This is a genomic window from Enterobacter sp. CPE_E863 (assembly GCF_046521465.1).
GTDB classification, from domain to species: domain Bacteria; phylum Pseudomonadota; class Gammaproteobacteria; order Enterobacterales; family Enterobacteriaceae; genus Enterobacter; species Enterobacter adelaidei.
Genome location: NZ_JBKFZX010000001.1, coordinates 361,709 through 384,787, shown reverse-complemented (window position 1 = coordinate 384,787; position 23,079 = coordinate 361,709). Strand labels below are relative to the sequence as shown.

The following is a 23,079-nucleotide window of genomic DNA, read 5'->3' as shown; positions in this document are numbered from 1 at the left end:
AGGCCGCAACCGAAAAGTTGCAAAAAAATGACTGACTGCTGCATTCCCCAGCAAAACCCCGCTTTATACCCATTTACACACAGACTTATCCACATTTGTTCATGGATCCTGGCGTGATCCTGCGAACCGAGGAGGAAGATCAACTATACTAGCGGCAAATATTCTCCTCCGCAGGCCACCTTCATGACCACACAACGCCTCACCCGTGACTGGCGTATCCCCACAGCAGGGCTAATGTTGCTGGCGATCCTCTTTGCCGGTTTTACCCTGCATACGCACTGGAATGCCTTTATCCAGTGGTGCCTGGCCACGCAAATTACGCTGCACCGTTATCTGGTGATGTATTTGCTGCAGCTTAATAACCACCAGTACAGCGGCGGATTATGGCTATTAACGGGGGCTTTCCTTTATGGCGTTCTCCACGCCATTGGCCCCGGGCACGGAAAGTTCATCGTGACGACCTACCTGACTACAAATAAGGAAAGCGAGCTGGCCGCCCGGGTTGTCCCTTTCCTTGGCAGCCTGATGCAAGGCGTCAGCGCCATTCTTTTTGTCTTTATTCTGGCAGTCGGGTTTAACCTCGCATCAGGGGATATCAGTACCAGCCGCTGGTATGTTGAGAAGATAAGCGCAGTACTCATTGGCGCATTTGGTGCATTTATCATTTACCAGTCGCTTAAGAGCCTGCGTCCGCACAGGATGACTATTTCAGCCATCAAGCCCCTCCATCAGCATGACGAACACTGTGGCTGTAGCCACCATGGTGTGGGAGCGAATCTGACACAAGGTGACTGGAAAACCCGCCTGGGTGTGATTCTGGCAATTGGCGCGCGCCCGTGTAGCGGGGCAATCATGATCCTGATGTTCTCGAACGCGCTGGGCATAGTCACCTGGGGGATGGCAGCAGTAATGACCATGTCTCTGGGAACGGCACTTTCTATTATGGGACTTTCACTGGCAGTACGTTACGCCCGTGAGCGTACCGTGGCCTGGTTTGGAGGAAGCTCCTCACTAAGATGGCTGGTACCGGTAGTCAAAATAGCCGGAGGGATAGTTCTTATCCTGTTCGCGACGATCCTGTTCCTGACAGTGATCCCCATCAGCGCCAATGGCGACTACATCGCTGCCGGATGCTAATAAAAGAAAACCCGCCGTTGGCGGGTTTCATTTATTACTCGTTGATGCGTGGATGCTGATCCACGAGTCGGGAGCGTTTTTTCTGCAGTTCTTCAATCTCTGCGTCAATATCCTCAATCTTCTGCTCTACATTATCGTAGTGCTCACGCAGGATCTCTTTCGCTTCCTGAATATCGGATGCGGCAGGCGTCGCCCCTTTCAATGGACGATTTGCCGTCTCCTTCATAGCAATACCGGTAATCAAACCAATCACCGCAATCACCATCAGGTAATAAGCAGGCATCATCAGGTTCTGCGTACTCTCCACCAGCGAGGCGGCAAGGGTCGGGGTCAGACCGGCAATCAGCACCGAAATGTTAAAAGCTGCGGCCAGCGCACTATAACGAATGTGTGTCGGGAACATCGCGGGTAATGTGGAGGCCATCACCCCAATAAAGCAGTTGAGGATCACTGCCAGCATCAGCAGACCCGCGAAAATCAGCCCCAGTACATTACTGTTAATCAGAATAAATGCCGGGATTGCCAGGGCAAACAGACCAACACTCCCCAGGATAATAAACGGTCGACGGCCAAAGCGGTCACTTAACAGACCCATAATCGGTTGCACAAACAGCATACCGACCATAATGGCGATAATAATCAGCACACCGTGATCTTCCGAGTAATGCAAGTTATGCGACAAATAGCTCGGCATGTAAGTCAACAGCATGTAGTAGGTGACGTTGGTAGAAATAACCAGACCAATACAGGTCAGCAGGCTGCGCCAGTGCTTAGTGGCAATCTCTTTGAACGACACCTTCGGACCTTCCTGCAGCCCTTCACGGTCACCCTGTTCCAGTTTTTCGACGTGCTGCTGGAATGCTGGGGTCTCTTCAAGCGCATGACGCAGGTACAGACCAATGATCCCCAGCGGCAAGGCCAGGAAGAACGGGATACGCCAGCCCCAGTCGAGGAAATTATCTTCCCCTACCACAGTTGAAATCAGTACTACTACGCCCGCGCCCATGACAAACCCGGCAATCGAGCCAAAGTCCAGCCAGCTCCCCATAAAGCCACGCTTACGGTCCGGGGAATACTCTGCGACGAAGATCGAAGCACCGGTATACTCCCCACCCACGGAGAAGCCCTGGGCCATCTTACATATCAGCAGCAGAATCGGCGCCCAGATCCCGATCGTGGCATACGACGGGATCAGGCCGATACAAAACGTACTGATCGACATAATGACGATGGTGATGGCAAGGATCTTCTGGCGACCATATTTATCGCCGAGCATACCGAAGAACAGGCCGCCCAGCGGGCGAATCAGGAAGGGAACGGAAAACGTACCCAGTGCGGCAATCATCTGCAGGCTGGGGTCAGCCCCGGGGAAGAACACTTTACCTAACGCATAGGCCACAAAGCCGTAGACACCAAAATCGAACCACTCCATCGCATTACCGAGCGAAGCTGCGGTAATGGCTTTACGCAATTTTGCGTCATCAATGATGGTGACGTCGCGAAGTGTGATGGGTTTAATCTTTTTCCTTCTCAGCATAACTATCCTCGTAGACTCGGCCCTGTCTGTTTCACAGTCCAGTTTGCGTTCTGTGAACCATGGGATCCGCTCCATGCGAATCGCCTTATTCAAGCGTAGCAGGTTTACTTACATTGACGTTTTACGTCGATACAACCGAACCTGTTGACGCCTGTCTGGGCAGTTAATGACCTTTTTACCCTACCAGCGTTTATATTTGTGATCAACTTCACGCTAATTTGCGCATAAGGTCAACTGAGTTAAGTTTTTGTCAATTAGCGCCAATAAGACCTTCCTCATTCCCCCTACAAGAATATCCTCACGTGCGTCATTATTTCTTTTGTAACGGAAAAACAAACCGCATTAATTCACATCAGATTTACATAACTCCGCCCATCAAGAACCCATCCGAAAATTTACATTGAATATGTGACAAAGATAACTAAAACATCGTTTTGTTTTTGTTGAATCAACATTCCATTGATCGCATGATAAATTCAAATACGACGTTACATGTGTTTTCAAACATGGCTAAACGAGAGCACACGTTTATTTTTTGCTGCATGGCTATCGAAATAAATTCACGAAAAAAAATTCAATTGATTGAATTTATTGAATTATTTTTAGCGATTATCACCCGTTTCGCGGGATCAGATGTGAGGGTTATATATGAAGATTAAGGCCACGATAGAACGCATACCTGGCGGCATGATGCTGGTTCCGCTGGTACTGGGTGCCATCCTGAATACCCTGGCTCCTGATACCGGAGCCTATTTTGGTGGTTTCACAAAAGGAATGATAACCGGCACCGTTCCCATTCTGGCAGTCTGGTTCTTTTGTATTGGAGCATCCATTAATTTGCGGGCAACGGGTACCGTATTACGTAAATCCGGTACGCTGGTGATAACCAAAATAGCAGTCGCCTGGGCTGTGGCAATGATATGTGCAATGTTCATTCCGGAGAATGGAATTCAGACCGGGTTCTTCGCTGGTTTATCAGTTCTGGCAATTGTCTCTGCGATGGATATGACCAACGGTGGATTGTATGCCAGCCTGATGAACCAGTATGGAACGAAAGAAGAGTCCGGGGCATTTGTACTGATGTCTCTGGAATCCGGCCCGCTGATGACGATGCTGATTCTGGGGTCTGCTGGCCTGGCATCATTTGAACCCCACCACTTTGTCGGCGCGATCCTGCCATTCCTGATCGGTTTCGCCCTGGGTAACCTGGATCACGACTTGCGTGACTTCTTTAGCAAAGCCACTCCAGTACTGATCCCGTTCTTTGGTTTCGCATTGGGTAACACCATCAATCTGAATGTCATTCTCGATACAGGCCTGCTGGGTATTGTGCTGGGCGTGGCTGTCATCATCATCACCGGTATTCCGCTGATTATTGCCGACCGCGTGATTGGAGGAGGAAACGGAACGGCGGGTGTCGCCGCCTCTTCAGCCGCAGGTGCGGCGGTAGCAAACCCGGTGATCATTGCCCAAATAAATCCGGCCTTCGAACCGGTGGCCGCGTCAGCGACGGCACTGGTTGCTGCCAGCGTGATTGTTACCGCGATCCTGGTGCCCATCATCACGGCGCTGTATGCAAAACGTTACGGAAATAGGCAAGAGTCCCAGCCTGAACCGAAACCAATAGAAATGAATCATTAACACATCACATCTGCCCCCCTTTTCCCTGTGGGGAAAGGGGGGCAGATGTGTAAGGGATTCACCCAAAAATCTCTTCCATCATCCCATCCACCAACCGTTTTGCCGAACAGAGCCTCGGCATACCCAGCGCGACGGTTTGCCAGTTTTGCGTCACTGACCAGCTCACAGGATGCTTATCCGCCTGGCACCAGTCACCCAACCAGCCCAGCATATCTTTATGATCGATCAATCCTGGAGAAGCAGGCGTCGTTAACCACTGGTGATAAAAATGGCGGGTAGAGGGAGACGCATTGATACCTTGCGCCAGATAGTTCGCCGCCATGCTGCGTAAGTTATCCTTGAGCATTGCCGACACATCTTCATTGGCCAGGCGACATGCGTCGCCAAATGCCCCCCAGCGCAGTTCTTCCAGGACGACAAAGCAGCGCCCGGCCAGAGACCAGCCATCATAGAGCCCGGCTCGCCAGCGGGTAAAAATTTGCTCACTGTGCTCACCCGCCTGCACCGTTAATCCGCGTTGGGTCAGCGCCTTTTCTTTATAAGCTGCACGCTGGGTAAAATGAGAGGAGAGTTCAGCGTACTGCTGCATCAGGCCCGGTGATTGCGGAGCCCGCGGGTGAGTCTGCTGACGCAGCGCCATCAGTTTATCGGCCATCAGCGTCAGCGCGAGATGACCGGGGTCAAGCATACCGGCCAGTTTTTCTGCCAGCCCAAGGCGTAACGCCGCATTTTCATTGAGCATTCCAGCCATTGCCCAGGGCCGTAGCCGGGTATGCGTCATGATCTCCTGAGTCAAACGCTCACGAAACTGCAGCTGTTGTGGTCCCTGGTGGGGATGACGCGGCGCATCGACACCCTGCACCAGATCGACCATAAATTTTGGATTAATGCACTCCAGCGTTCTCCCGGGACCGTCCAGTAGTTGTGTTGTCATGGTTGCTCTGCCGCGAATAGAGTTTGAATGTCATCGCGTAACAGTCGGGTATCTTCCTGAATCCACGTCGCAGTAGTAATACTTTGCTTCAACAACTGGCAGAGCGCTCGGGTTGAATGCTCATTTTGTTGACGCACTGCGAGGCTATCACGCAAGCTTTCCTGTAACCCGGTCAGGCATAACGAAAATTCTGCAAAGAACGTTGCCATTCCTGCCGTAACAGAGACATCGACCTGCGCGGATAAAGCTTTACGGATTTGTTCACAAAACTGCTCAATATGTTGCTTAAATTTGTCATGTAGCTGTGCAATATCGATAACAAAACGCGTGCGCGTTTCGACGTAATCATCCCAACCCCAGCCGGGGTTATTGAGCCAGCGAGAGACCGTTTCACGCATGCTACTCCCGCCAGATGATTGGCCTGCCGGAGTGTTATCCTGCGCAATGGCATCGTTAAACAGCGCCCGCGTGTTGAAGTTAAGCTGGTTAGCCTGAAACGCCGGGAAGCTAATCCGTGCGCGAAAACCGGCATGGCTCAGATGTTCTTTAATACGCGTTTCAATAGGCCGCATCGCTTCATTCAGTGAACGCGCAAGCGTAGACTCCAGCTGATCAAAACGTAACGCCAACTCCCGACAGATCTTCGTCTGCGCATCCAGCATGACCAGCTCGCAGGAGGAACGGATTTTACTCAGCACAATCTGCGCCTGTCCCTCATCTTCCAGCGTAAGCTGTTTAAGCGCTTCCGGTTCATCGCGACGAAGATTCAGCGGATCATTCCCGGCCAAATCAAGAATATTGGGACGGCTAAAAACATGACCAATCGCCTGCTGAAGCGCACTTTTCTGCAACGCCATAAAGTCATCCGTTGCATTCAGCGCCTCCTCGACTTCATGTTTCACTTCATCGCTGACCACCTGCTGACGCGTCTGCAGCTGCGCCATATCCTCTTCAATTCGCGTAATGTTAAGTTCGAGTTCCTCAAAGGCCACAGTCAGCCCCTGATAACGAAAATCGAGATACTCCCGGGCATTTTGCGCGTAGTTTAGAAGCTTATGCGACGCCGAACGCAGCGCAAATAACGACGCATTGGCATAGGCGGCGTAAATCAGTTTGCGTATCGGTTGTTCAAATAACGAGTCTTCCCACAACAGATCGGCGGCATGACGAATATGGTCGATATCATCCAAATCCGCTGTACGCCAACGACGCCCAAGGGCAGCTTCGGCAAAATCCTGAACCCAGGGCTGCTCCTGGTGATCCGGCAGTTGTCCGTGGGTAATCATCTCGTAGCGGGCGCGGTTCGCCAGATACGCCCACATTGATGAAACAGGATAGATCTGCCCGGGCGAAATATTGCCTTTCATGAGCGTGCCAGAGATCATCGCCCTGATCTGTTCTTCATCGTCGCTATTACGATCTTTCTGATCGAATTTATTGACCAGGGCATACAACGGCACTGATTTTCCCGCGACCGAAATAGCCTGGCGGACCTCTTCATCAGAAATAGATTTAAGCTGGGTGTAATCCATCACTGCCAGCACTGCCGATGCACGGGACAACTGCTCGCTAAGCATTTTTTGCAGATGCGGTTGCCCGGCCTCATTAGGCCCTGGGGTATCGAGCAGCGTCAGCTGACCGAGGTGGGCATCCAGACCCGCAAGATGTACGAACTCTACTTCGATCACCGGAATGTGTTCGATAGCCGCGTACTCAGAGAAGGGAAATTCGACACCCAGCGCCAGGGAGAGTCTGACGAGGTCATTGAGGCTTTTCAGACAATGAAATATCGGCTGTGCGCCCAGGTGATGCTTCTCAAAAGCTTCCCCTTTTTCAATTCGCTCCAGCAGCATATTCATGTCTTTATCAATTTCCAGACGCTGAGCCAGTTTCCCACGATCGTTATCGCAGAGCTTTTTCTGTAGCAGTCGGATCAAATCATCAATCGGCGAGACATGAGAGAAATGCAGTACAGGCTCCTTCTGACCCGGTGTATGACGGATCAATGTCGGTAGCGCTGTCATCGGACGATTGCGGTTCGGCAACACTTCCGTGCCCACAATCGCATTAATAGTGGTCGATTTCCCCGCTTTCATGGTACCAACAATAGCCAGAACCATTTCCAGACGCGTTATTTTCCGTAATTCATTATTCAACATTGCCTGCTGTGCTTCGACACCGCGCGCACTAAAATGCAAAGGCAAGACGTTGTTCTTTTCACCCGTAATCGCCGCCGTGGTGCTATCCAGCATCGCCGTCGGCACTGATTTCAGCGTATCGAGATTTTGCAGGGCAAGCTGTAACAAACGCTCTGCTTCCTGGCTTAATTCAAAAATGGTCTGTGTGTGCATGATAAAAGCCTTTCCTTAACGCAAATTTATTACTTTTATTAAGCCACTGGTTTTTATTATGTTGTTCAGGCTTATATGATCACGTGTGGAAAACATGTTCGCCGAAATATAACTGATTGATGCTAATCAGAAATAATTCACTATCCTTGCATGGCGTGTGAAGCTCTCCTCCTGGCCTGACGGCCAAAAGAAAAAAGCGTAGCCCATTTTTAAGAAGCTTCAGGATATATCATCGTTATTTACCCACCTAAAAAGAGAGGTAATGCGTCACCACCATAAGATATGAATGGCGGGGAAGTCCGGAGATAAATAACAATGTGTTGCTTCACCTTATCCGAAATGAAGGAGCGTAGCAATTTGCTGCAATAAAATATTCGATATATTTAACGCCATTTCTTCCCACCGTGTTAATGGCATAAGCATCGCTTAACTGACTGACAGGAAATGTCACTCGCTATACACTTTTTGCATTTTTTTAATCAACAATGTCACCGACAACCGTGTGGATTTGCGCTATACTTGCCGCCTTTTTCGGCACACTGCCGTCATTTAGCTGGCACTTTCCAGCGCGTTAACACTTTTTGAGGATACCGATATGCAACTCCCACACTGCCCAAAATGCAATTCTGAATACACCTATGAAGATAATGGCATGTTTATCTGCCCGGAATGCGCCCATGAATGGAATGATGCCGAGCCATCACACGATGCAGATGCACTTGTCGTAAAAGATGCGAACGGCAATCTGCTGGCGGATGGCGACAGCGTCACCGTGATTAAAGATCTGAAAGTGAAAGGCAGCTCTTCCATGCTGAAGATTGGTACCAAAGTGAAAAATATCCGTCTGGTTGAAGGCGATCATAATATCGACTGCAAAATTGACGGCTTTGGTCCGATGAAACTGAAATCTGAATTCGTGAAAAAGAACTGATTGACCTGCCCGGTGGCGCTTCGCATACCGGGCATTCAGGAACTACACTTAACGAGCTTTTCTTACGTGAGGTAAAGATTATGCCGTTAAGTCCCTACATCTCATTCGCCGGTAACTGCGCAGAGGCCACCGCCTTCTATCAGCAAGCCGTCGGTGCCGAGCTCCTCTATAAAATCACCTTCGGCGAAATGCCAAAAAGCGATAACAGCGAAGAAGGCTGTCCGTCCGGTATGCAATTTCCGGATTCGGCGATCGCTCACTCTAACGTCCGCATTGCGGGCAGCGATATCATGATGAGCGACGGGATGCCGCCGGGCAGCAACGCACAGTACGCGGGTTTCACGCTGGTACTCGATACCCAGGACGTCAATGAAGGCAAGCGCTGGTTCGACAACCTCGCCGCGGGCGGGAATATCGAAATGGCCTGGCAGGAAACCTTCTGGGCACACGGTTTCGGTAAAGTCACCGATAAATACGGCGTGCCGTGGATGATTAACGTCGTTAAGCAGCAGCACTAATTTTCGGGCGGTGGGCGGTCTGCCTCCGCCTGTCATCAAACTCCGCTCAACTCTTCAAACTCCCGCAACCCAGACTTAACCCAAATGTCACATTGATGCGCCAGCATGAGGCCACATTTATCGTGAGGCCCAGCATATGCAAACTGTCATCCGCGTCGAGAAACTGAGCAAGACCTTTCATCATAACAAGGCTCTGCATGCCGTTGATCTGACCGTTAAGCAGGGTGAAATGGTGGCACTGCTGGGGCCATCCGGTTCAGGTAAGTCCACCCTTCTGCGCCACCTGAGCGGCCTTATTACCTGCGATAAAGCACCGGAAAGTCACGTCGAACTGCTGGGTAACACCGTCCAGCGCGCGGGCCGTCTGGCGAGTGATATCCGTAAAAGCCGCGCGCAAACAGGCTATATCTTCCAGCAGTTCAACCTGGTGAACCGCCTGACGGTGCTGGAGAACGTCCTGATTGGCGCACTCGGCAGCACGCCGTTCTGGCGCACCTGTCTGCGCTGGTTTTCCCCTTCTCAGAAACAACAGGCGTTGCAGGCGCTGACACGCGTTGGCATGGCGCATTTCGCCCACCAGCGTGTCTCCACCCTGTCCGGTGGTCAGCAGCAGCGCGTGGCGATTGCCCGTGCGCTGATGCAAAAAGCCAAAGTGATCCTGGCCGATGAGCCGATTGCCTCGCTCGACCCGGAATCCGCGCGCATCGTGATGGAAACCCTGAGAGACATTAACCAGAACGACGGCATCACCGTGGTGGTGACGCTGCATCAGGTGGATTACGCCCTGCGCTACTGCGAGCGCATCGTCGCGCTGCGTCAGGGACATGTGTTCTTTGATGGTGCAAGCCATCAGTTTGATAACGAACGTTTTGACCATCTCTACCGCAGCATTAACCGCGTCGACGAGAACGCGCAGGCTGCATAACCCAACCCGATCCGAGGAAAGTACATGAGCTACAAAGCCGTTGCCGCACTGGCCTTTACCAGTATGTTCAGCATCAGCACCCTGTTAAGCCCTGCGTACGCGGAAGAACAGGAAAAAGCGCTGAACTTCGGCATTATTTCGACGGAATCACAGCAGAATCTCAAACCTCAGTGGGAACCGTTCCTGAAAGATATGGAAACCAAACTGGGGATCAAGGTGAACGCCTTCTTCGCGCCGGATTACGCCGGCATCATCCAGGGGATGCGCTTTAACAAAGTGGACATCGCCTGGTACGGCAACCTCTCTGCGATGGAAGCAGTCGATCGCGCGAACGGTCAGGTCTTTGCCCAGACCGTTGCGGCAGATGGCTCCCCGGGTTACTGGAGTGTGCTGATCGTTAATAAAGACAGCCCAATCAATAACCTCAACGACATGCTCGCCAAACGCAAAGATCTGACCTTTGGTAACGGCGACCCGAATTCCACCTCTGGCTTCCTGGTCCCTGGCTACTACGTCTTCGCTAAGAACAACGCGTCTGCCAGCGACTTCAAGCGCACCGTCAACGCCAGCCACGAAACCAACGCGCTGGCCGTGGCCAACAAGCAGGTGGATGTTGCCACCAACAACACCGAAAACCTCGACAAGCTGAAGACCTCCGCACCGGACAAACTCAAAGAGCTGAAGGTCATCTGGAAATCACCGCTGATCCCGGGCGACCCGATTGTATGGCGCAAAAATCTCTCTGAGAGCACCAAGGACAAGGTCTACGACTTCTTTATGAACTACGGCAAAACGCCGGAAGAGAAGGCAGTTCTGGCGAAACTTGGCTGGGCGCCGTTCCGCGCATCCAGCGACCTGCAGCTGGTGCCGATTCGCCAGCTGGCGCTGTTTAAAGAGATGCAGGGCGTGAAGGACAACAAAGGGCTGAAGGACGAAGAGAAGACCAGCAAAGTGTCTGAAATTCAGGCCAAGCTGGAAGACCTGGACCGCCTGACTGCGGCGCTGAGCGCGATGACCAGCGTGAATAAAGCGGTTCAGTAACTCAAGTCCCCTCTCCCTTGAGGGAGAGGGTTAGGGTGAGGGGGAAATGCGCACGCTGATGCCCTCACCCCGGCCCTCTCCCACAGGGAGAGGGAGAACAGATAAAGGAGCCAACATGCAAACCATCACCCTCCCGCCGCCGAAGCGCAGCTGGTTCTCGCTGATAAGCTGGGCCATCCTGCTGGCGGTGCTGGTTATCTCCTGGAAGGGCGCGGAGATGGATCCGCTCCTGCTCTTCAAAGACGCGGGCAACATGGCGACCTTCGCCGCCGACTTCTTCCCGCCGGATTTCAGCCAGTGGCAGGATTATCTCGGCGAAATGGCGATCACCCTGCAAATCGCCGTCTGGGGTACCGCCCTGGCCGTCATTCTCTCCATTCCGTTTGGCCTGATGAGTGCCGAAAACATCGTGCCGTGGTGGGTGTACCAGCCGATGCGTCGCCTGATGGACGCCTGCCGCGCCATCAACGAAATGGTCTTCGCGATGCTGTTCGTGGTCGCCGTGGGACTTGGCCCGTTTGCCGGGGTAATGGCGTTGTTCATTCACACCACCGGCGTGCTTTCCAAACTGCTTTCAGAAGCGGTTGAAGCCATCGAGCCCGGCCCGGTTGAAGGCATCCGCGCGACTGGCGCCAACAAAATCGAAGAGATTCTGTACGGCGTGCTGCCGCAGGTGATGCCGCTGCTGATCTCCTACTCCCTGTACCGCTTCGAGTCCAACGTCCGCTCCGCCACCGTGGTGGGCATGGTGGGCGCAGGCGGCATTGGCGTGACGCTATGGGAAGCCATTCGCGGTTTCCAGTTCCAGCAAACCTGCGCCCTGATGGTGCTCATTATCATCACCGTCAGCCTGCTGGACTTCCTCTCTCAACGTTTGCGTAAGCACTTCATCTGAGAAGCGAGGCTTTGATTTCTATGCACTTATCCAGACATCCGACCAGTTACCCTACCCGCTGGCAAGAGATTGCGGCAAAGCTTGAAGTGGAACTGCGCACGCACTATCGCTGCGGGGATTACTTGCCTGCCGAGCAACAGCTTGCCGACCGTTATGAAGTGAATCGTCATACCTTGCGCCGCGCCATCGATCAGCTGGTCGAGCGCGGATGGGTTCAGCGCCGTCAGGGCGTGGGCGTGCTGGTGCTGATGCGCCCGTTCGACTACCCGCTCAACGCGCAGGCCCGCTTTAGCCAGAACCTGCTCGATCAGGGCAGCCACCCCACCAGCGAAAAGCTGCTGTCGGTGCTGCGCCCGGCCTCCAGCCACGTGGCTGACGCGCTGGGCATTCAGGAGGGCGACAACGTGGTGCACCTGCGCACGCTGCGCCGGGTTAACGGCGTGGCGGTTTGCCAGATAGATCACTACTTCAGTGACATGAGCCTCTGGCCTGTGCTGCAACATTTCACCAGCGGTTCACTGCATGACTTCCTGCGTGATGCCACCGGTATTGCGCTTAAGCGCACCCAGACGCGCATCAGCGCCCGCCGCGCGCAGGCCAAAGAGAGCAAAGTGCTGGAAATCCCCAACATGGCCCCGCTGCTCTGCGTGCGCACCCTTAACCACCGTGACGGTGAAGTCGACGCGACGGAATACTCCGTCAGTCTGACCCGCGCCGACATGATCGAATTCACCATGGAGCACTGAATGCACTTCGATACCGCCACCCGTCAGCGCTGGATGCGCGTGCTGGCCCACTGTCAGCCTGCTGCGCTGCACAGCCGTATGAACGCGCTCGGCCTGACGCCGGACTACGACACTATTCGCCCGCCGGAAATCAGCCTGGTACAGATCCAGGCGCGCATGGGAGGTACCGGTGAGCGCTTCTTCGCGGGTGATGCCACCCTTACCCGTGCCGTGATCCGCCTGAACAGCGGCACGCTGGGCTACGGCTACGTGCTCGGTCGCGATAAACAGCATGCCGAACATTGCGCAGTGATAGACGCGCTTTTGCAGGAACAACCTTATTTCCAGACGTTAATGGAAACCCTTATCGCCCCTCTGGAAGCCGACCGCGCCGCACGCCTTGCCGCACGTCAGGCCGAAGTGAACACCAGCCGGGTCGACTTCTTTACGCTCGTTCGCGGAGATAACGCATGACGCTTCAACCCGCTTTTATCCTTGCTGTCCAGGATGCCCAACAGAGTTTTCGTCGCCTGCTGAAAGCCATGAGCGAGCCGGGCGTGATTGTCTCGCTGCACCAGCTTTCACAAAGCTGGCTGCCGCTAAACCTGGCGACCACCAGCGTACTGCTGACCCTAGCCGACAACGATACTCCGGTGTGGCTCTCAGGCGCGCTTTCGAATGATATTGCCAGCCAGAACCTGCGTTTTCACACCAACGCTCAGCTGGTTGAACAGCCCCGACAGGCCGTGTTTGCCGTGGCCGATGAGCAAATCAGCCACGAACAGCTCAACGCCCTGAGCGAAGGCAGTGCCGTCGCTCCGGAAACCAGCGCCACGCTGATTTTGCAGGTCTCGAGCCTGAGCGGCGGTCGCATGCTGCGCCTGACCGGTGCTGGCATCGCTGACGAACGGATGGTCGCGCCACAGCTGCCGGATTGCATCATTCATGAGCTGACCGAACGTCCCCACCCGTTCCCGCTGGGTATCGACCTGATCCTGACCTGCGGTGAACGCCTGCTGGCAATACCGCGAACCACTCACGTGGAGGTATGCTGATGTACGTTGCCGTCAAAGGGGGCGAAAAAGCCATCGCCGCCGCCCATGCGCTGCAGGCGCACAGACGACGGGGTGATGAGCAGCTTCCTGAGCTGAGCGTTGCCCAGTTAGAGCAGCAGTTAAACCTCGCCGTCGACCGTGTCATGACCGAAGGCGGCATCGCTGACCGCGAGCTGGCGGCGCTGGCGTTAAAACAGGCCAGCGGTGACAACGTCGAAGCCATCTTTCTGTTACGCGCGTATCGCACCACGCTTGCCAGACTGGCGGTGAGTGAGCCCGTTAACACCGCTGAGATGCGCCTGGAACGCCGCATTTCGGCCGTTTATAAAGACATCCCTGGCGGTCAACTGCTCGGCCCCACCTACGACTACACCCATCGCCTGCTGGATTTCACGCTGCTGGCAAACGGTGAAACGCCTTCCCTGAGCACGGCCGAGCCGCAGCAAGATGCCTCCCCGCACGTCTTTAGCCTGCTGGCGCATCAGGGGCTGGCAAAAGCCGAAGAAGACACCGGCAGCACGCCAGACGACATTACCCGCACACCGCCGGTTTATCCGTGCTCACGCTCGTCGCGCCTTCAGCAGTTGATGCGCGGCGACGAAGGTTATCTGCTGGCGCTGGCCTACTCGACACAGCGCGGTTACGGGCGTAACCACCCGTTTGCAGCAGAAATTCGTAGCGGCTTCATTGACGTTGAAATTGTGCCTGAAGAGCTGGGTTTTGCCGTGAACATCGGGGAACTGCTGCTCACGGAATGCGAAATGGTCAACGGCTTTGTCGCTCCGGAAGACGAAGCGCCACACTTTACCCGGGGTTACGGGCTGGCGTTCGGTATGAGTGAACGTAAAGCGATGGCAATGGCGCTGGTCGACCGCGCGCTGCAGGCCCCGGACTACGGTGAACACATCTCCGGCCCGGCACAGGACGAAGAGTTCGTGCTGGCCCACGCGGATAACGTTGAGGCCGCAGGCTTTGTCTCGCACCTCAAGCTGCCGCACTACGTTGATTTCCAGGCCGAACTGGAACTACTGAAACGCCTGCAACGGGAGCGCGAAAATGGCTAACTTAAGCGGCTACAATTTTGCTTATCTGGATGAGCAAACCAAACGTATGATCCGCCGCGCTATCCTGAAAGCGGTGGCAATCCCGGGCTATCAGGTACCGTTCGGCGGCCGCGAAATGCCGATGCCCTACGGCTGGGGCACCGGCGGTATTCAGCTTACCGCCAGCGTGATTGGGGAAGCGGATGTGCTGAAGGTCATCGACCAGGGGGCGGACGACACCACCAACGCCGTGTCGATTCGTAACTTCTTCAGGCGCGTGACGGGTGTTAACACCACCGAAAAAACCGAAGATGCCACGCTGATCCAGACCCGTCACCGCATTCCAGAAACGCCACTCACCGAAGATCAAATCCTGATTTTTCAGGTCCCTATCCCTGAGCCGCTGCGCTTTATTGAGCCGCGTGAAACCGAAACCCGCACCATGCACGCCCTGGAAGAGTACGGCATCATGCAGGTGAAACTGTATGAAGATATCGCCCGCTTCGGCCATATCGCCACCACCTACGCCTACCCGGTGAAGGTGAACGGTCGCTACGTGATGGACCCGTCGCCAATCCCGAAATTCGATAACCCGAAGATGGACATGATGCCTGCGCTGCAGCTATTCGGTGCCGGGCGTGAAAAGCGCATCTACGCCGTGCCGCCCTACACCCGTGTGGAGAGTCTCGACTTCGATGACCACCCGTTTACGGTGCAAGAGTGGGATGAGCCGTGCGCCATCTGCGGTTCGAAACACAGCTATCTGGATGAAGTGGTGCTGGATGACACGGGCAAACGGATGTTTGTCTGCTCCGACACCGATTACTGCCGCCAACAAAGCGAGGCGAACAGCCTATGAAACCGCTGCTTTCGGTTAACAACCTGACCCACCTTTATGCGCCGGGCAAAGGCTTCAGCGACGTCTCGTTTGAGCTGTGGCCGGGGGAAGTGCTGGGGATCGTCGGGGAGTCCGGCTCAGGCAAAACGACGCTGCTTAAATCCATCTCTGCGCGCCTGACGCCGCAGAATGGCGACATTTTGTATGAAGGAGCATCCCTGTACGGCATGAGTGAAGCCGAGCGCCGCCGCCTGCTGCGCACCGAGTGGGGTGTGGTGCATCAGCACCCGATGGACGGTCTGCGCCGTCAGGTCTCTGCGGGAGGCAACATCGGCGAACGCTTGATGGCCACCGGCGCGCGCCATTACGGCAATATCCGCACCACGGCGCAACACTGGCTGGAAGAAGTTGAAATCCCTGCCTCGCGTATCGACGACCTGCCGACTACTTTCTCGGGCGGCATGCAGCAACGTCTGCAAATCGCCCGCAACCTGGTCACCCATCCGAAGCTGGTGTTTATGGATGAACCCACCGGCGGGCTGGACGTTTCCGTTCAGGCGCGACTGCTCGATCTGCTGCGCGGCCTGGTGGTAGAGCTGAACCTCGCAGTGGTGATTGTCACCCACGATTTGGGCGTGGCGCGCCTGCTGGCAGACCGTTTGCTGGTAATGAAACAAGGTCAGGTGGTGGAAAGTGGGTTAACCGACCGGGTACTCGACGATCCCCATCATCCGTACACCCAGCTGCTGGTGTCGTCGGTATTGCAGAATTAAGAGGCCAACATGATCCGCGTGCAAAACGTAAGTAAAACCTTTGTGCTCCATCAGCAAAACGGCGTGCGCCTGCCGGTGCTGCAAAATGCTTCACTTGAGGTCAGCAAGGGCGAATGTGTGGTCCTGCACGGCCATTCCGGCAGCGGAAAATCCACCCTGCTGCGCTCCCTGTATGCCAACTATCTGCCGGACGAAGGCCATATTCACATCCGCCACGGCGATGAGTGGGTCGATCTGGTTCAGGCACCCGCACGGAAAGTGCTGGAAGTCCGCCGCTCAACGATCGGCTGGGTGAGCCAGTTTCTGCGGGTGATCCCGCGGATCTCCGCCCTGGACGTGGTGATGCAGCCGCTTCTGGATCTTGGCATGCCGCGCGAAACTTGCGCCGCCAAAGCCGCCAGCCTGCTGACGCGCCTGAACGTCCCTGAGCGCTTGTGGCACCTTGCGCCATCGACCTTTTCCGGCGGCGAGCAACAGCGCGTGAACATTGCGCGCGGGTTTATCGTCGATTACCCGATTTTACTGCTCGATGAACCCACCGCCTCGCTCGACAGCAAAAACAGCGCGGCGGTGGTGGAGCTGATCGAACAGGCTAAAGAACGCGGCGCGGCGATCGTCGGGATCTTCCACGACGATACTGTTCGCACCCATGTCGCAGACAGGCTACATCCAATGGGGACCCACGCATGATTATCAATAACGTCAAGCTGGTGTTGGAAAATGAAGTGGTTGGCGGCTCCATTGAGATCCAGGACGGGGTGATCCGCGCGTTCGCCGAAACCCTGAGTCGCTCCCCAGAAGCCATGGACGGCGAAGGCGGCTGGCTGCTGCCAGGGCTGATCGAGCTGCATACCGATAATCTGGATAAGTTCTTCACCCCGCGCCCGAAAGTGGACTGGCCCGCCCATTCGGCGATGAGCAGCCACGACGCGCTGATGGTCGCCAGCGGCATCACCACCGTACTGGATGCGGTAGCGATTGGTGACGTGCGCGACGGAGGCGATCGTCTGGAAAATCTGGAGAAGATGATTAACGCCGTGGAAGAGACGCAAAAACGTGGTCTCAACCGCGCCGAGCACCGCCTGCATCTACGCTGCGAACTGCCGCATCACACCACCCTGCCGCTGTTTGAAAAGCTGGTCGGTCGTGAGCCGGTCTCGCTGGTGTCACTGATGGACCACTCCCCAGGGCAGCGCCAGTTCGCCAATATTGAGAAATATCGCGAATACTACCAGGGCAAGTACTCTCTCACCGATGCTGAGATGGCCCGCTACGAAGATGAGCAGCTGGCGCTGGCAGCACAGTGGTCGCAGCCGAATCGCCTCTCCATTGCTGCGATGTGCCGGGACCGCAACATCGCGCTGGCCAGCCATGATGACGCCACCCATGAACATGTACTCGAATCTCATCAGCTTGGTAGCGTGATCGCCGAATTTCCCACCACATTTGAAGCAGCTGAAGCCTCCCGTAAGCACGGCATGAACGTGCTAATGGGCGCGCCAAACATTGTGCGCGGCGGCTCGCATTCCGGCAACGTGGCGGCAAGCAAGCTCGCCTCACTTGATCTACTCGATATCCTCTCCTCCGATTACTACCCCGCCAGCCTGCTGGATGCGGCATTCCGGGTGGCGGACGACGAGGGCAACAGATTCACGCTGCCGCAGGCCATTCGTCTGGTGACGAAAAACCCGGCATCGGCGCTGAATCTTCAGGATCGTGGAGAGATCGCCGAAGGTAAACGGGCGGATCTGGTGCTGGCCCACCGTAAAGGTGAGCATATCCATATCGACCACGTCTGGCGTCAGGGAAAACGGGTATTCTGATGGGAAGACTAATCTGGCTAATGGGGCCGTCCGGCTCCGGTAAGGACAGCCTGCTGTCCGCGTTAAGACAGCGGGAACACCCGCAACTGCTGGTCGCACACCGCTATATTACCCGCGCGGCGAATGCCGGAAGTGAAAATCATATTGCCCTGAGCGAGCAGGAGTTTTTCACCCGCGCGGGGCAAAACCTGCTGGCGCTCAGCTGGCACGCCAACGGTTATTACTACGGGGTGGGTATCGAGATAGACCTTTGGCTACACGCGGGTTTCGACGTGCTGGTCAACGGTTCGCGTGCACACCTTCAACAAGCGCGCGCCCGATATGAAGCCGCCCTGCTGCCGGTCTGTCTGCAGGTTTCACCCGATGTCCTGCGCAGCCGGTTGCAGAGCCGGGGGCGCGAATCAGCCCGTGAGATAGACCAGCGGCTTGAGCGCGCGGCGCGTTATACCCCGTCTGAATGTCATATCCTCAATAATGACGGAAGTTTGCTACAGTCTGTCGATACCTTTTTATCGCTGATCCGTCAGAAGGAGAAACAGCATGCCTGACTGCCAGCTTCGCCCCGCCACCGCCGACGATGCGGCGATGGTTTACGCTCTCATCTGCGAGTTAAAGCAGGCCGAGTTCGATCATATGGCCTTTCACACCGGTTATCTTGCCAATCTACAGGACCACAATATGCGTTATCAGCTTGCCGAGCTGGACGGGCAGATCGTCGGCATGATTGGCCTACATATGCAGTTTCACCTGCATCACGCACGCTGGATTGGCGAAATCCAGGAGCTGGTGGTGATGCCGCAGGCGCGTGGTCACAAAGTGGGGAGCCAACTCCTGGCGTGGGCAGAAGACGTCGCACGTCAGGCGGGAGCGGAGTTAACCGAGCTTTCCACCAGCGTAAAACGCGTGGATGCCCACCGTTTTTATGTCCGTGAAGGTTACACACAGAGTCATTTTCGATTCACCAAACCGCTGTAGAGGTATGCGATGAGTCTGACGATCACGTTAACCGGCACCGGCGGTGCCCAGCTGGTTCCGGTATTTGGCTGCGACTGTGCGGCGTGTCGCCGGGCGCGTTTGCAGGATAGCTATCGCCGTCGTCCGTGCAGCGCGGTGGTCAAATTCAATGAAGCCATTACCTTGCTGGATGCCGGTATTCCGCATCTGATGGACGACTGGCCGGCAGGCAGCTTCCAGCAGTTTTTGCTCACGCATTACCATATGGATCACGTTCAGGGGTTATTCCCGCTGCGCTGGGGAGTGGGGGCGACCATTCCTGTCTATGGTCCGCCGGACGACGTGGGCTGTGACGACCTGTTCAGGCACCCGGGGCTCCTGGACTTCAGCCATACAGTGGAACCGTTTGTGATGTTTGAGCTACAGGGGCTGCGGGTCACACCGTTGCCGCTCAACCACTCGAAACTGACCTTCGGGTATTTGCTGGAATCGGCCCACAGCCGCGTGGCCTGGCTATCGGATACCGCCGGATTGTCGGAAAAAACGGTGAAGTTCCTGCTTAACAACCGGCCGCAGGCGATGATTATCGACTGCAGCCACGAACCGCGCGATGAAACGCCGCGAAACCATTGCGACTTAAATACCGTAATTGCATTAAACGAGACGATTGGCTGCCCGCAAGTGATCCTGACGCACATCAGCCATCAGTTTGACGTGTGGATGATGAATAATCCGCTTCCGGAAGGGTTTGAAGCGGGGTATGACGGCATGGTGTTGGCGCTGGATTAGTTTTTCACCCTCTCGCGTGGAGAGGGTGAGGGCAACAGGCCGCACTTACCCTCGGTCGTAATCGTCTTCTAACCTGCGCTCATCCTCTTCTAACCGCCGGCGATCGTCATCCAACTGACGCTGACGCTCGTCTAAACGGCGGCGTCTGTCTTCAAGCTGCCGACGACGGTCGTCGTACTGTCGACTGTCGATTTGACGGCTGCGGTCATAACGATCGTCGTCATCGCTGCTTCGGCTACTGCTGGGGTTATAGGCGTCATTGATCGCCTGCTGAATATTGCCAATGGCATCATCAACAATATCGGCGTGAGCCAGTTGGCTGGTGAGTGACAGCAGACCAAATAACAGAGCAGTTGAGTAACGTTTCATAAGGCCAGACTCGCAGGTTAACTGGCTTTACAGTAATAAACGGCAAACGAGAGAGGTAGCGGAGGAATCTCAATTCTTCTCGCGTTCAATCGCTCCTATCGCCTCCACCCGCATCTGGTGCCGTCCCCCTTCAAACGCCGCATCCAGCCACGCATCAACGATCATTTTTGCCAGTTCCAGACCAACCACGCGCGAGCCAAAGGCCAGTACGTTGGTGTCATTGTGCTGACGCGAAAGCTGCGCGGAGTAAGGTTCGCTGCAGACTACCGCGCGAATGCCGGGAAATTTGTTGGCGGTGATGGAGATCCCCACCCCTGTGCCGCAGATCAAAATGCCGCTCTCCGCTTCTCTCGCGATAACAGCCTGCGCCACCGCGCTGGCGAAATGCGGGTAATCGGTTCGCTCTGGCGACCAGGTGCCTTTATCCAACACCTCAATTCCCCGAGCGCGCAGGTGCGCCAGAATGTCCTCTTTCAGGATAAAACCAACGTGGTCGCAACCAAACGCAATCCTTCTCATATATGCCTCTCAGTGGGTTAACTTTACGAACTCGATGATAGTTGTGATTTAAGACCGGTTTGTTGTGCAATAAAACCACAAAACCATCGAGTTCTGTGCGTGTTCTACACCGGTGTTTTTCCCTTTTCAAGCGCATAATAAGTGAAAACGTCCCTCTCCACGCAAAACCACAAAAAGAAGATACGGGTAATTAATTGATTTATAGCGATATTCTCAATCACTTATAACTCAAAACTTCACAATACTAAAAACTTTATGAATTTATAATTATTGTGAAGTTGTCAGCATATTTCCCAGGGTGAATGTGGTGATATAGTGTCGTCTTCATTTTTAAGGACAAAAGAGAGCGATGAGCCAGTCAGAATTTGAAAAAGAGCAGCCTAATGGCATCGGCCTGGCACCGTACCTGCGCATGAAGCAGGAGGGGATGACCGACAACGAAAGCCGTATCGTTGACTGGCTGCTTCAGCCAGGCAATCTGCGCGGCACCCCGGCGATCAAAGATGTGGCCGAGGCGCTGACGGTTTCAGAGGCGATGATTGTCAAAGTTGCGAAACTGCTGGGGTTCAGCGGCTTTCGCAATCTGCGCGCCGCGCTGGTGAACTATTTTTCCCAGTCTGAACAGGTACTGCCTGCCGAACTTGCTTTCGATGAAGCGCCACAGGACGTGGTCAATAAGGTGTTTAACATTACGCTGCGCACCATTATGGAAGGCCAGTCGATTGTGAACGTCGATGAAATTCACCGCGCGGCGCGTTTTTTCGCCCAGGCGAATCAGCGCGACCTGTACGGCGTGGGGGGATCGAACGCCATTTGTGCCGATATCCAGCACAAGTTTTTGCGCATCGGCGTGCGCTGCCAGTCCTACCAGGACGCGCACATTATGATGATGTCTGCATCGCTGCTGAAAGAGGGCGATGTGGTGCTGGTGGTCTCGCACTCCGGGCGCACCAGCGATGTAAAATCGGCCGTTGAGCTGGCAAAAAAGAACGGTGCAAAAATTATCTGTATTACCCACAGCTACCATTCGCCTATTGCCAAATTGGCTGATTATATTATTTGTTCGCCAGCACCAGAGACTCCCTTATTAGGGAGAAACGCCTCCGCGCGTATATTACAATTAACATTATTAGATGCTTTATTTGTTTCCGTGGCCCAACAGAATATTGAACAGGCCACATTAAATATGCAAAAAACCGGCGCTATTGTGGATTTCTTCTCCCCTGGCGCACTAAAGTAAAAATAAAAGGTTGATCCCACATTCGTGGGATCAACAAAAATGTACCCTACATTGAGAACACTGCTATGAATAAATATCTGAAATATTTCAGCGGCGCCGCTATGGGCTTAATGTTATCCACCAGTGCGTTTGCTGCAGCAGAATATGCCGTCGTATTAAAAACGCTCTCGAATCCATTTTGGGTGGATATGAAGAAAGGGATTGAAGATGAAGCGAAAACGCTCGGCGTGAGCGTAGATATTTTTGCCTCGCCTTCCGAAGGGGATTTCCAGTCGCAATTACAGCTTTTCGAAGATTTGAGTAATAAAAAATATAAAGGTATCGCGTTTGCCCCACTTTCTTCCGTCAACCTGGTCATGCCCGTAGCGCGCGCCTGGCATAAGGGGATTTACCTCGTCAACCTCGATGAAAAAATCGATATGGATAACCTGAAAAAAGCGGGCGGCAACGTGGAAGGATTTGTGACTACGGATAACGTCGCCGTGGGCGCTAAAGGGGCGGATTTTATTATCGATAAGCTCGGTGCCGAAGGCGGTGAAGTGGCGATCATCGAAGGTAAAGCCGGGAACGCATCCGGTGAAGCCCGCCGTAACGGTGCGACGGAAGCCTTCAAAAAGGCCAGCCACATAAAGCTGGTTGCCAGCCAGCCGGCTGACTGGGATCGCATTAAGGCGCTGGATGTGGCAACGAACGTATTGCAACGTAACCCGAACCTGAAAGCCTTCTACTGCGCCAACGATACGATGGCGATGGGCGTGGCGCAGGCGGTGGCCAATGCGGGCAAGCTCGGCAAAGTGCTGGTAGTGGGGACCGACGGTATTCCGGAGGCGCGCAAGATGGTCGAAGCCGGGCAGATGACCGCCACGGTAGCGCAGAACCCGGCGGATATTGGCGCTACGGGCCTAAAGCTGATGGTTGATGCGGCGAAAACCGGTAAGGTGATCCCGCTGGAAAAAGCACCGGAATTCAAGCTGGTGGATTCGATTCTGGTGACGAAATAATACCGACTCGGTGCGGCCTGGTGCCCTCACCCCAACCCTC

Annotated in this window: 25 protein-coding genes; 20 read left to right on the top strand and 5 right to left on the bottom strand. The window is 54.7% G+C overall.

Features of this window, described 5'->3' with window-relative positions; genetic code table 11:
• Positions 1–183 precede the first annotated feature (183 nt).
• Positions 184–1,137, top strand: coding sequence for a nickel/cobalt transporter (locus ACLHV8_RS01840; RefSeq protein WP_108089431.1), 954 nt, complete (start codon positions 184–186; stop codon positions 1,135–1,137).
• Between the two features lie 34 nt (positions 1,138–1,171).
• Here ACLHV8_RS01840 and proP read toward each other — a convergent pair whose 3' ends face one another.
• On the bottom strand, positions 1,172–2,674 hold the full coding sequence (gene proP, locus ACLHV8_RS01835) for a glycine betaine/L-proline transporter ProP (protein WP_028017885.1): 1,503 nt from the start codon (positions 2,672–2,674) through the stop codon (positions 1,172–1,174).
• Positions 2,675–3,322: 648 nt separating this feature from the next.
• Here proP and kdgT point away from each other — a divergent pair.
• Positions 3,323–4,315 (top strand): 2-keto-3-deoxygluconate transporter, encoded by a 993-nt coding sequence (gene kdgT / locus ACLHV8_RS01830; protein ID WP_049007705.1) that lies wholly within the window; start codon positions 3,323–3,325, stop codon positions 4,313–4,315.
• A gap of 58 nt (positions 4,316–4,373) precedes the next feature.
• On the opposite strand, the gene ACLHV8_RS01825 is transcribed toward kdgT, so the two are convergent.
• Positions 4,374–5,249 (bottom strand): diguanylate cyclase regulator RdcB family protein, encoded by an 876-nt coding sequence (locus ACLHV8_RS01825; RefSeq protein WP_028017887.1) that lies wholly within the window; start codon positions 5,247–5,249, stop codon positions 4,374–4,376.
• Positions 5,246–7,600 carry a clamp-binding protein CrfC gene (crfC, locus tag ACLHV8_RS01820; protein ID WP_208595122.1) on the bottom strand — a complete coding sequence of 785 codons (2,355 nt, stop codon included), beginning with the start codon at positions 7,598–7,600 and terminating at the stop codon, positions 5,246–5,248. The genes ACLHV8_RS01825 and crfC overlap by 4 nt, the downstream gene beginning before the upstream one ends.
• Positions 7,601–8,195: 595 nt before the next feature.
• Between crfC and ACLHV8_RS01815 the strand changes: the two genes are divergently transcribed.
• The 16 genes from ACLHV8_RS01815 (at position 8,196) to phnP (ending at position 19,910) form a co-directional block, all read left to right on the top strand.
• Positions 8,196–8,531, top strand: a complete 336-nt coding sequence (locus tag ACLHV8_RS01815) for a zinc ribbon domain-containing protein YjdM (protein WP_028017889.1) — start codon at positions 8,196–8,198, stop codon at positions 8,529–8,531.
• Between the two features lie 80 nt (positions 8,532–8,611).
• On the top strand, positions 8,612–9,049 hold the full coding sequence (yjdN, locus tag ACLHV8_RS01810) for a VOC family metalloprotein YjdN (RefSeq protein WP_134708633.1): 438 nt from the start codon (positions 8,612–8,614) through the stop codon (positions 9,047–9,049).
• 136 nt (positions 9,050–9,185) lie between these two features.
• Complete coding sequence (phnC, locus tag ACLHV8_RS01805) at positions 9,186–9,974, top strand: phosphonate ABC transporter ATP-binding protein (protein ID WP_208595121.1); 789 nt, start codon at positions 9,186–9,188, stop codon at positions 9,972–9,974.
• Between the two features lie 24 nt (positions 9,975–9,998).
• The gene (gene phnD / locus ACLHV8_RS01800) at positions 9,999–11,015 is read left to right on the top strand and encodes a phosphonate ABC transporter substrate-binding protein (protein WP_028017892.1); all 1,017 of its coding nucleotides are present in this window, start codon (positions 9,999–10,001) and stop codon (positions 11,013–11,015) included.
• Positions 11,016–11,130: 115 nt separating this feature from the next.
• Positions 11,131–11,910, top strand: a complete 780-nt coding sequence (gene phnE, locus ACLHV8_RS01795; RefSeq protein ID WP_208595120.1) for a phosphonate ABC transporter, permease protein PhnE — start codon at positions 11,131–11,133, stop codon at positions 11,908–11,910.
• A 20-nt stretch (positions 11,911–11,930) separates the two neighbouring features.
• A complete protein-coding gene (gene phnF, locus ACLHV8_RS01790; protein WP_410376742.1) occupies positions 11,931–12,656 on the top strand; it encodes a phosphonate metabolism transcriptional regulator PhnF in 726 nt (241 codons plus the stop codon).
• On the top strand, positions 12,657–13,109 hold the full coding sequence (phnG, locus tag ACLHV8_RS01785; protein WP_208595118.1) for a phosphonate C-P lyase system protein PhnG: 453 nt from the start codon (positions 12,657–12,659) through the stop codon (positions 13,107–13,109).
• A complete protein-coding gene (phnH, locus tag ACLHV8_RS01780) occupies positions 13,106–13,690 on the top strand; it encodes a phosphonate C-P lyase system protein PhnH (protein ID WP_049007711.1) in 585 nt (194 codons plus the stop codon). Before phnG ends, phnH begins: the two co-directional genes overlap by 4 nt.
• The gene (locus tag ACLHV8_RS01775; RefSeq protein WP_208595116.1) at positions 13,690–14,754 is read left to right on the top strand and encodes a carbon-phosphorus lyase complex subunit PhnI; all 1,065 of its coding nucleotides are present in this window, start codon (positions 13,690–13,692) and stop codon (positions 14,752–14,754) included. Before phnH ends, ACLHV8_RS01775 begins: the two co-directional genes overlap by 1 nt.
• Complete coding sequence (phnJ, locus tag ACLHV8_RS01770) at positions 14,747–15,592, top strand: alpha-D-ribose 1-methylphosphonate 5-phosphate C-P-lyase PhnJ (RefSeq protein WP_049007713.1); 846 nt, start codon at positions 14,747–14,749, stop codon at positions 15,590–15,592. The genes ACLHV8_RS01775 and phnJ overlap by 8 nt, the downstream gene beginning before the upstream one ends.
• Positions 15,589–16,344, top strand: a complete 756-nt coding sequence (gene phnK / locus ACLHV8_RS01765; protein ID WP_208595115.1) for a phosphonate C-P lyase system protein PhnK — start codon at positions 15,589–15,591, stop codon at positions 16,342–16,344. The genes phnJ and phnK overlap by 4 nt, the downstream gene beginning before the upstream one ends.
• Before the next feature lie 9 nt (positions 16,345–16,353).
• Positions 16,354–17,034: a phosphonate C-P lyase system protein PhnL gene (phnL, locus tag ACLHV8_RS01760; protein ID WP_129324880.1), complete on the top strand. Its 681-nt coding sequence runs from the start codon at positions 16,354–16,356 to the stop codon at positions 17,032–17,034.
• Complete coding sequence (gene phnM, locus ACLHV8_RS01755) at positions 17,031–18,167, top strand: alpha-D-ribose 1-methylphosphonate 5-triphosphate diphosphatase (RefSeq protein ID WP_028017900.1); 1,137 nt, start codon at positions 17,031–17,033, stop codon at positions 18,165–18,167. The genes phnL and phnM overlap by 4 nt, the downstream gene beginning before the upstream one ends.
• Positions 18,164–18,715: a ribose 1,5-bisphosphokinase gene (phnN, locus tag ACLHV8_RS01750; protein WP_028017901.1), complete on the top strand. Its 552-nt coding sequence runs from the start codon at positions 18,164–18,166 to the stop codon at positions 18,713–18,715. The genes phnM and phnN overlap by 4 nt, the downstream gene beginning before the upstream one ends.
• Positions 18,708–19,142, top strand: coding sequence for an aminoalkylphosphonate N-acetyltransferase (gene phnO / locus ACLHV8_RS01745; RefSeq protein WP_049007717.1), 435 nt, complete (start codon positions 18,708–18,710; stop codon positions 19,140–19,142). The genes phnN and phnO overlap by 8 nt, the downstream gene beginning before the upstream one ends.
• Positions 19,143–19,151: 9 nt before the next feature.
• Positions 19,152–19,910: a phosphonate metabolism protein PhnP gene (gene phnP / locus ACLHV8_RS01740; RefSeq protein ID WP_049007718.1), complete on the top strand. Its 759-nt coding sequence runs from the start codon at positions 19,152–19,154 to the stop codon at positions 19,908–19,910.
• A gap of 45 nt (positions 19,911–19,955) precedes the next feature.
• Here phnP and yjdP read toward each other — a convergent pair whose 3' ends face one another.
• Both yjdP and rpiB read right to left on the bottom strand, forming a co-directional pair.
• Entirely contained in the window at positions 19,956–20,279 is a 324-nt protein-coding gene (gene yjdP / locus ACLHV8_RS01735; RefSeq protein WP_049007719.1) for a DDRRRQL repeat protein YjdP, read from the bottom strand.
• A gap of 69 nt (positions 20,280–20,348) precedes the next feature.
• Positions 20,349–20,798 (bottom strand): bifunctional allose-6-phosphate isomerase/ribose-5-phosphate isomerase RpiB, encoded by a 450-nt coding sequence (gene rpiB / locus ACLHV8_RS01730; protein WP_134708623.1) that lies wholly within the window; start codon positions 20,796–20,798, stop codon positions 20,349–20,351.
• Between the two features lie 349 nt (positions 20,799–21,147).
• Here rpiB and alsR point away from each other — a divergent pair, with 349 nt between their 5' ends.
• Together alsR and alsB are read left to right on the top strand one after the other, a co-directional pair.
• Complete coding sequence (alsR, locus tag ACLHV8_RS01725) at positions 21,148–22,038, top strand: D-allose utilization transcriptional regulator AlsR (RefSeq protein ID WP_134708622.1); 891 nt, start codon at positions 21,148–21,150, stop codon at positions 22,036–22,038.
• A 65-nt stretch (positions 22,039–22,103) separates the two neighbouring features.
• Positions 22,104–23,039, top strand: coding sequence for a D-allose transporter substrate-binding protein (alsB, locus tag ACLHV8_RS01720; RefSeq protein WP_134708621.1), 936 nt, complete (start codon positions 22,104–22,106; stop codon positions 23,037–23,039).
• The last annotated feature ends 40 nt before the right edge of the window (positions 23,040–23,079 follow it).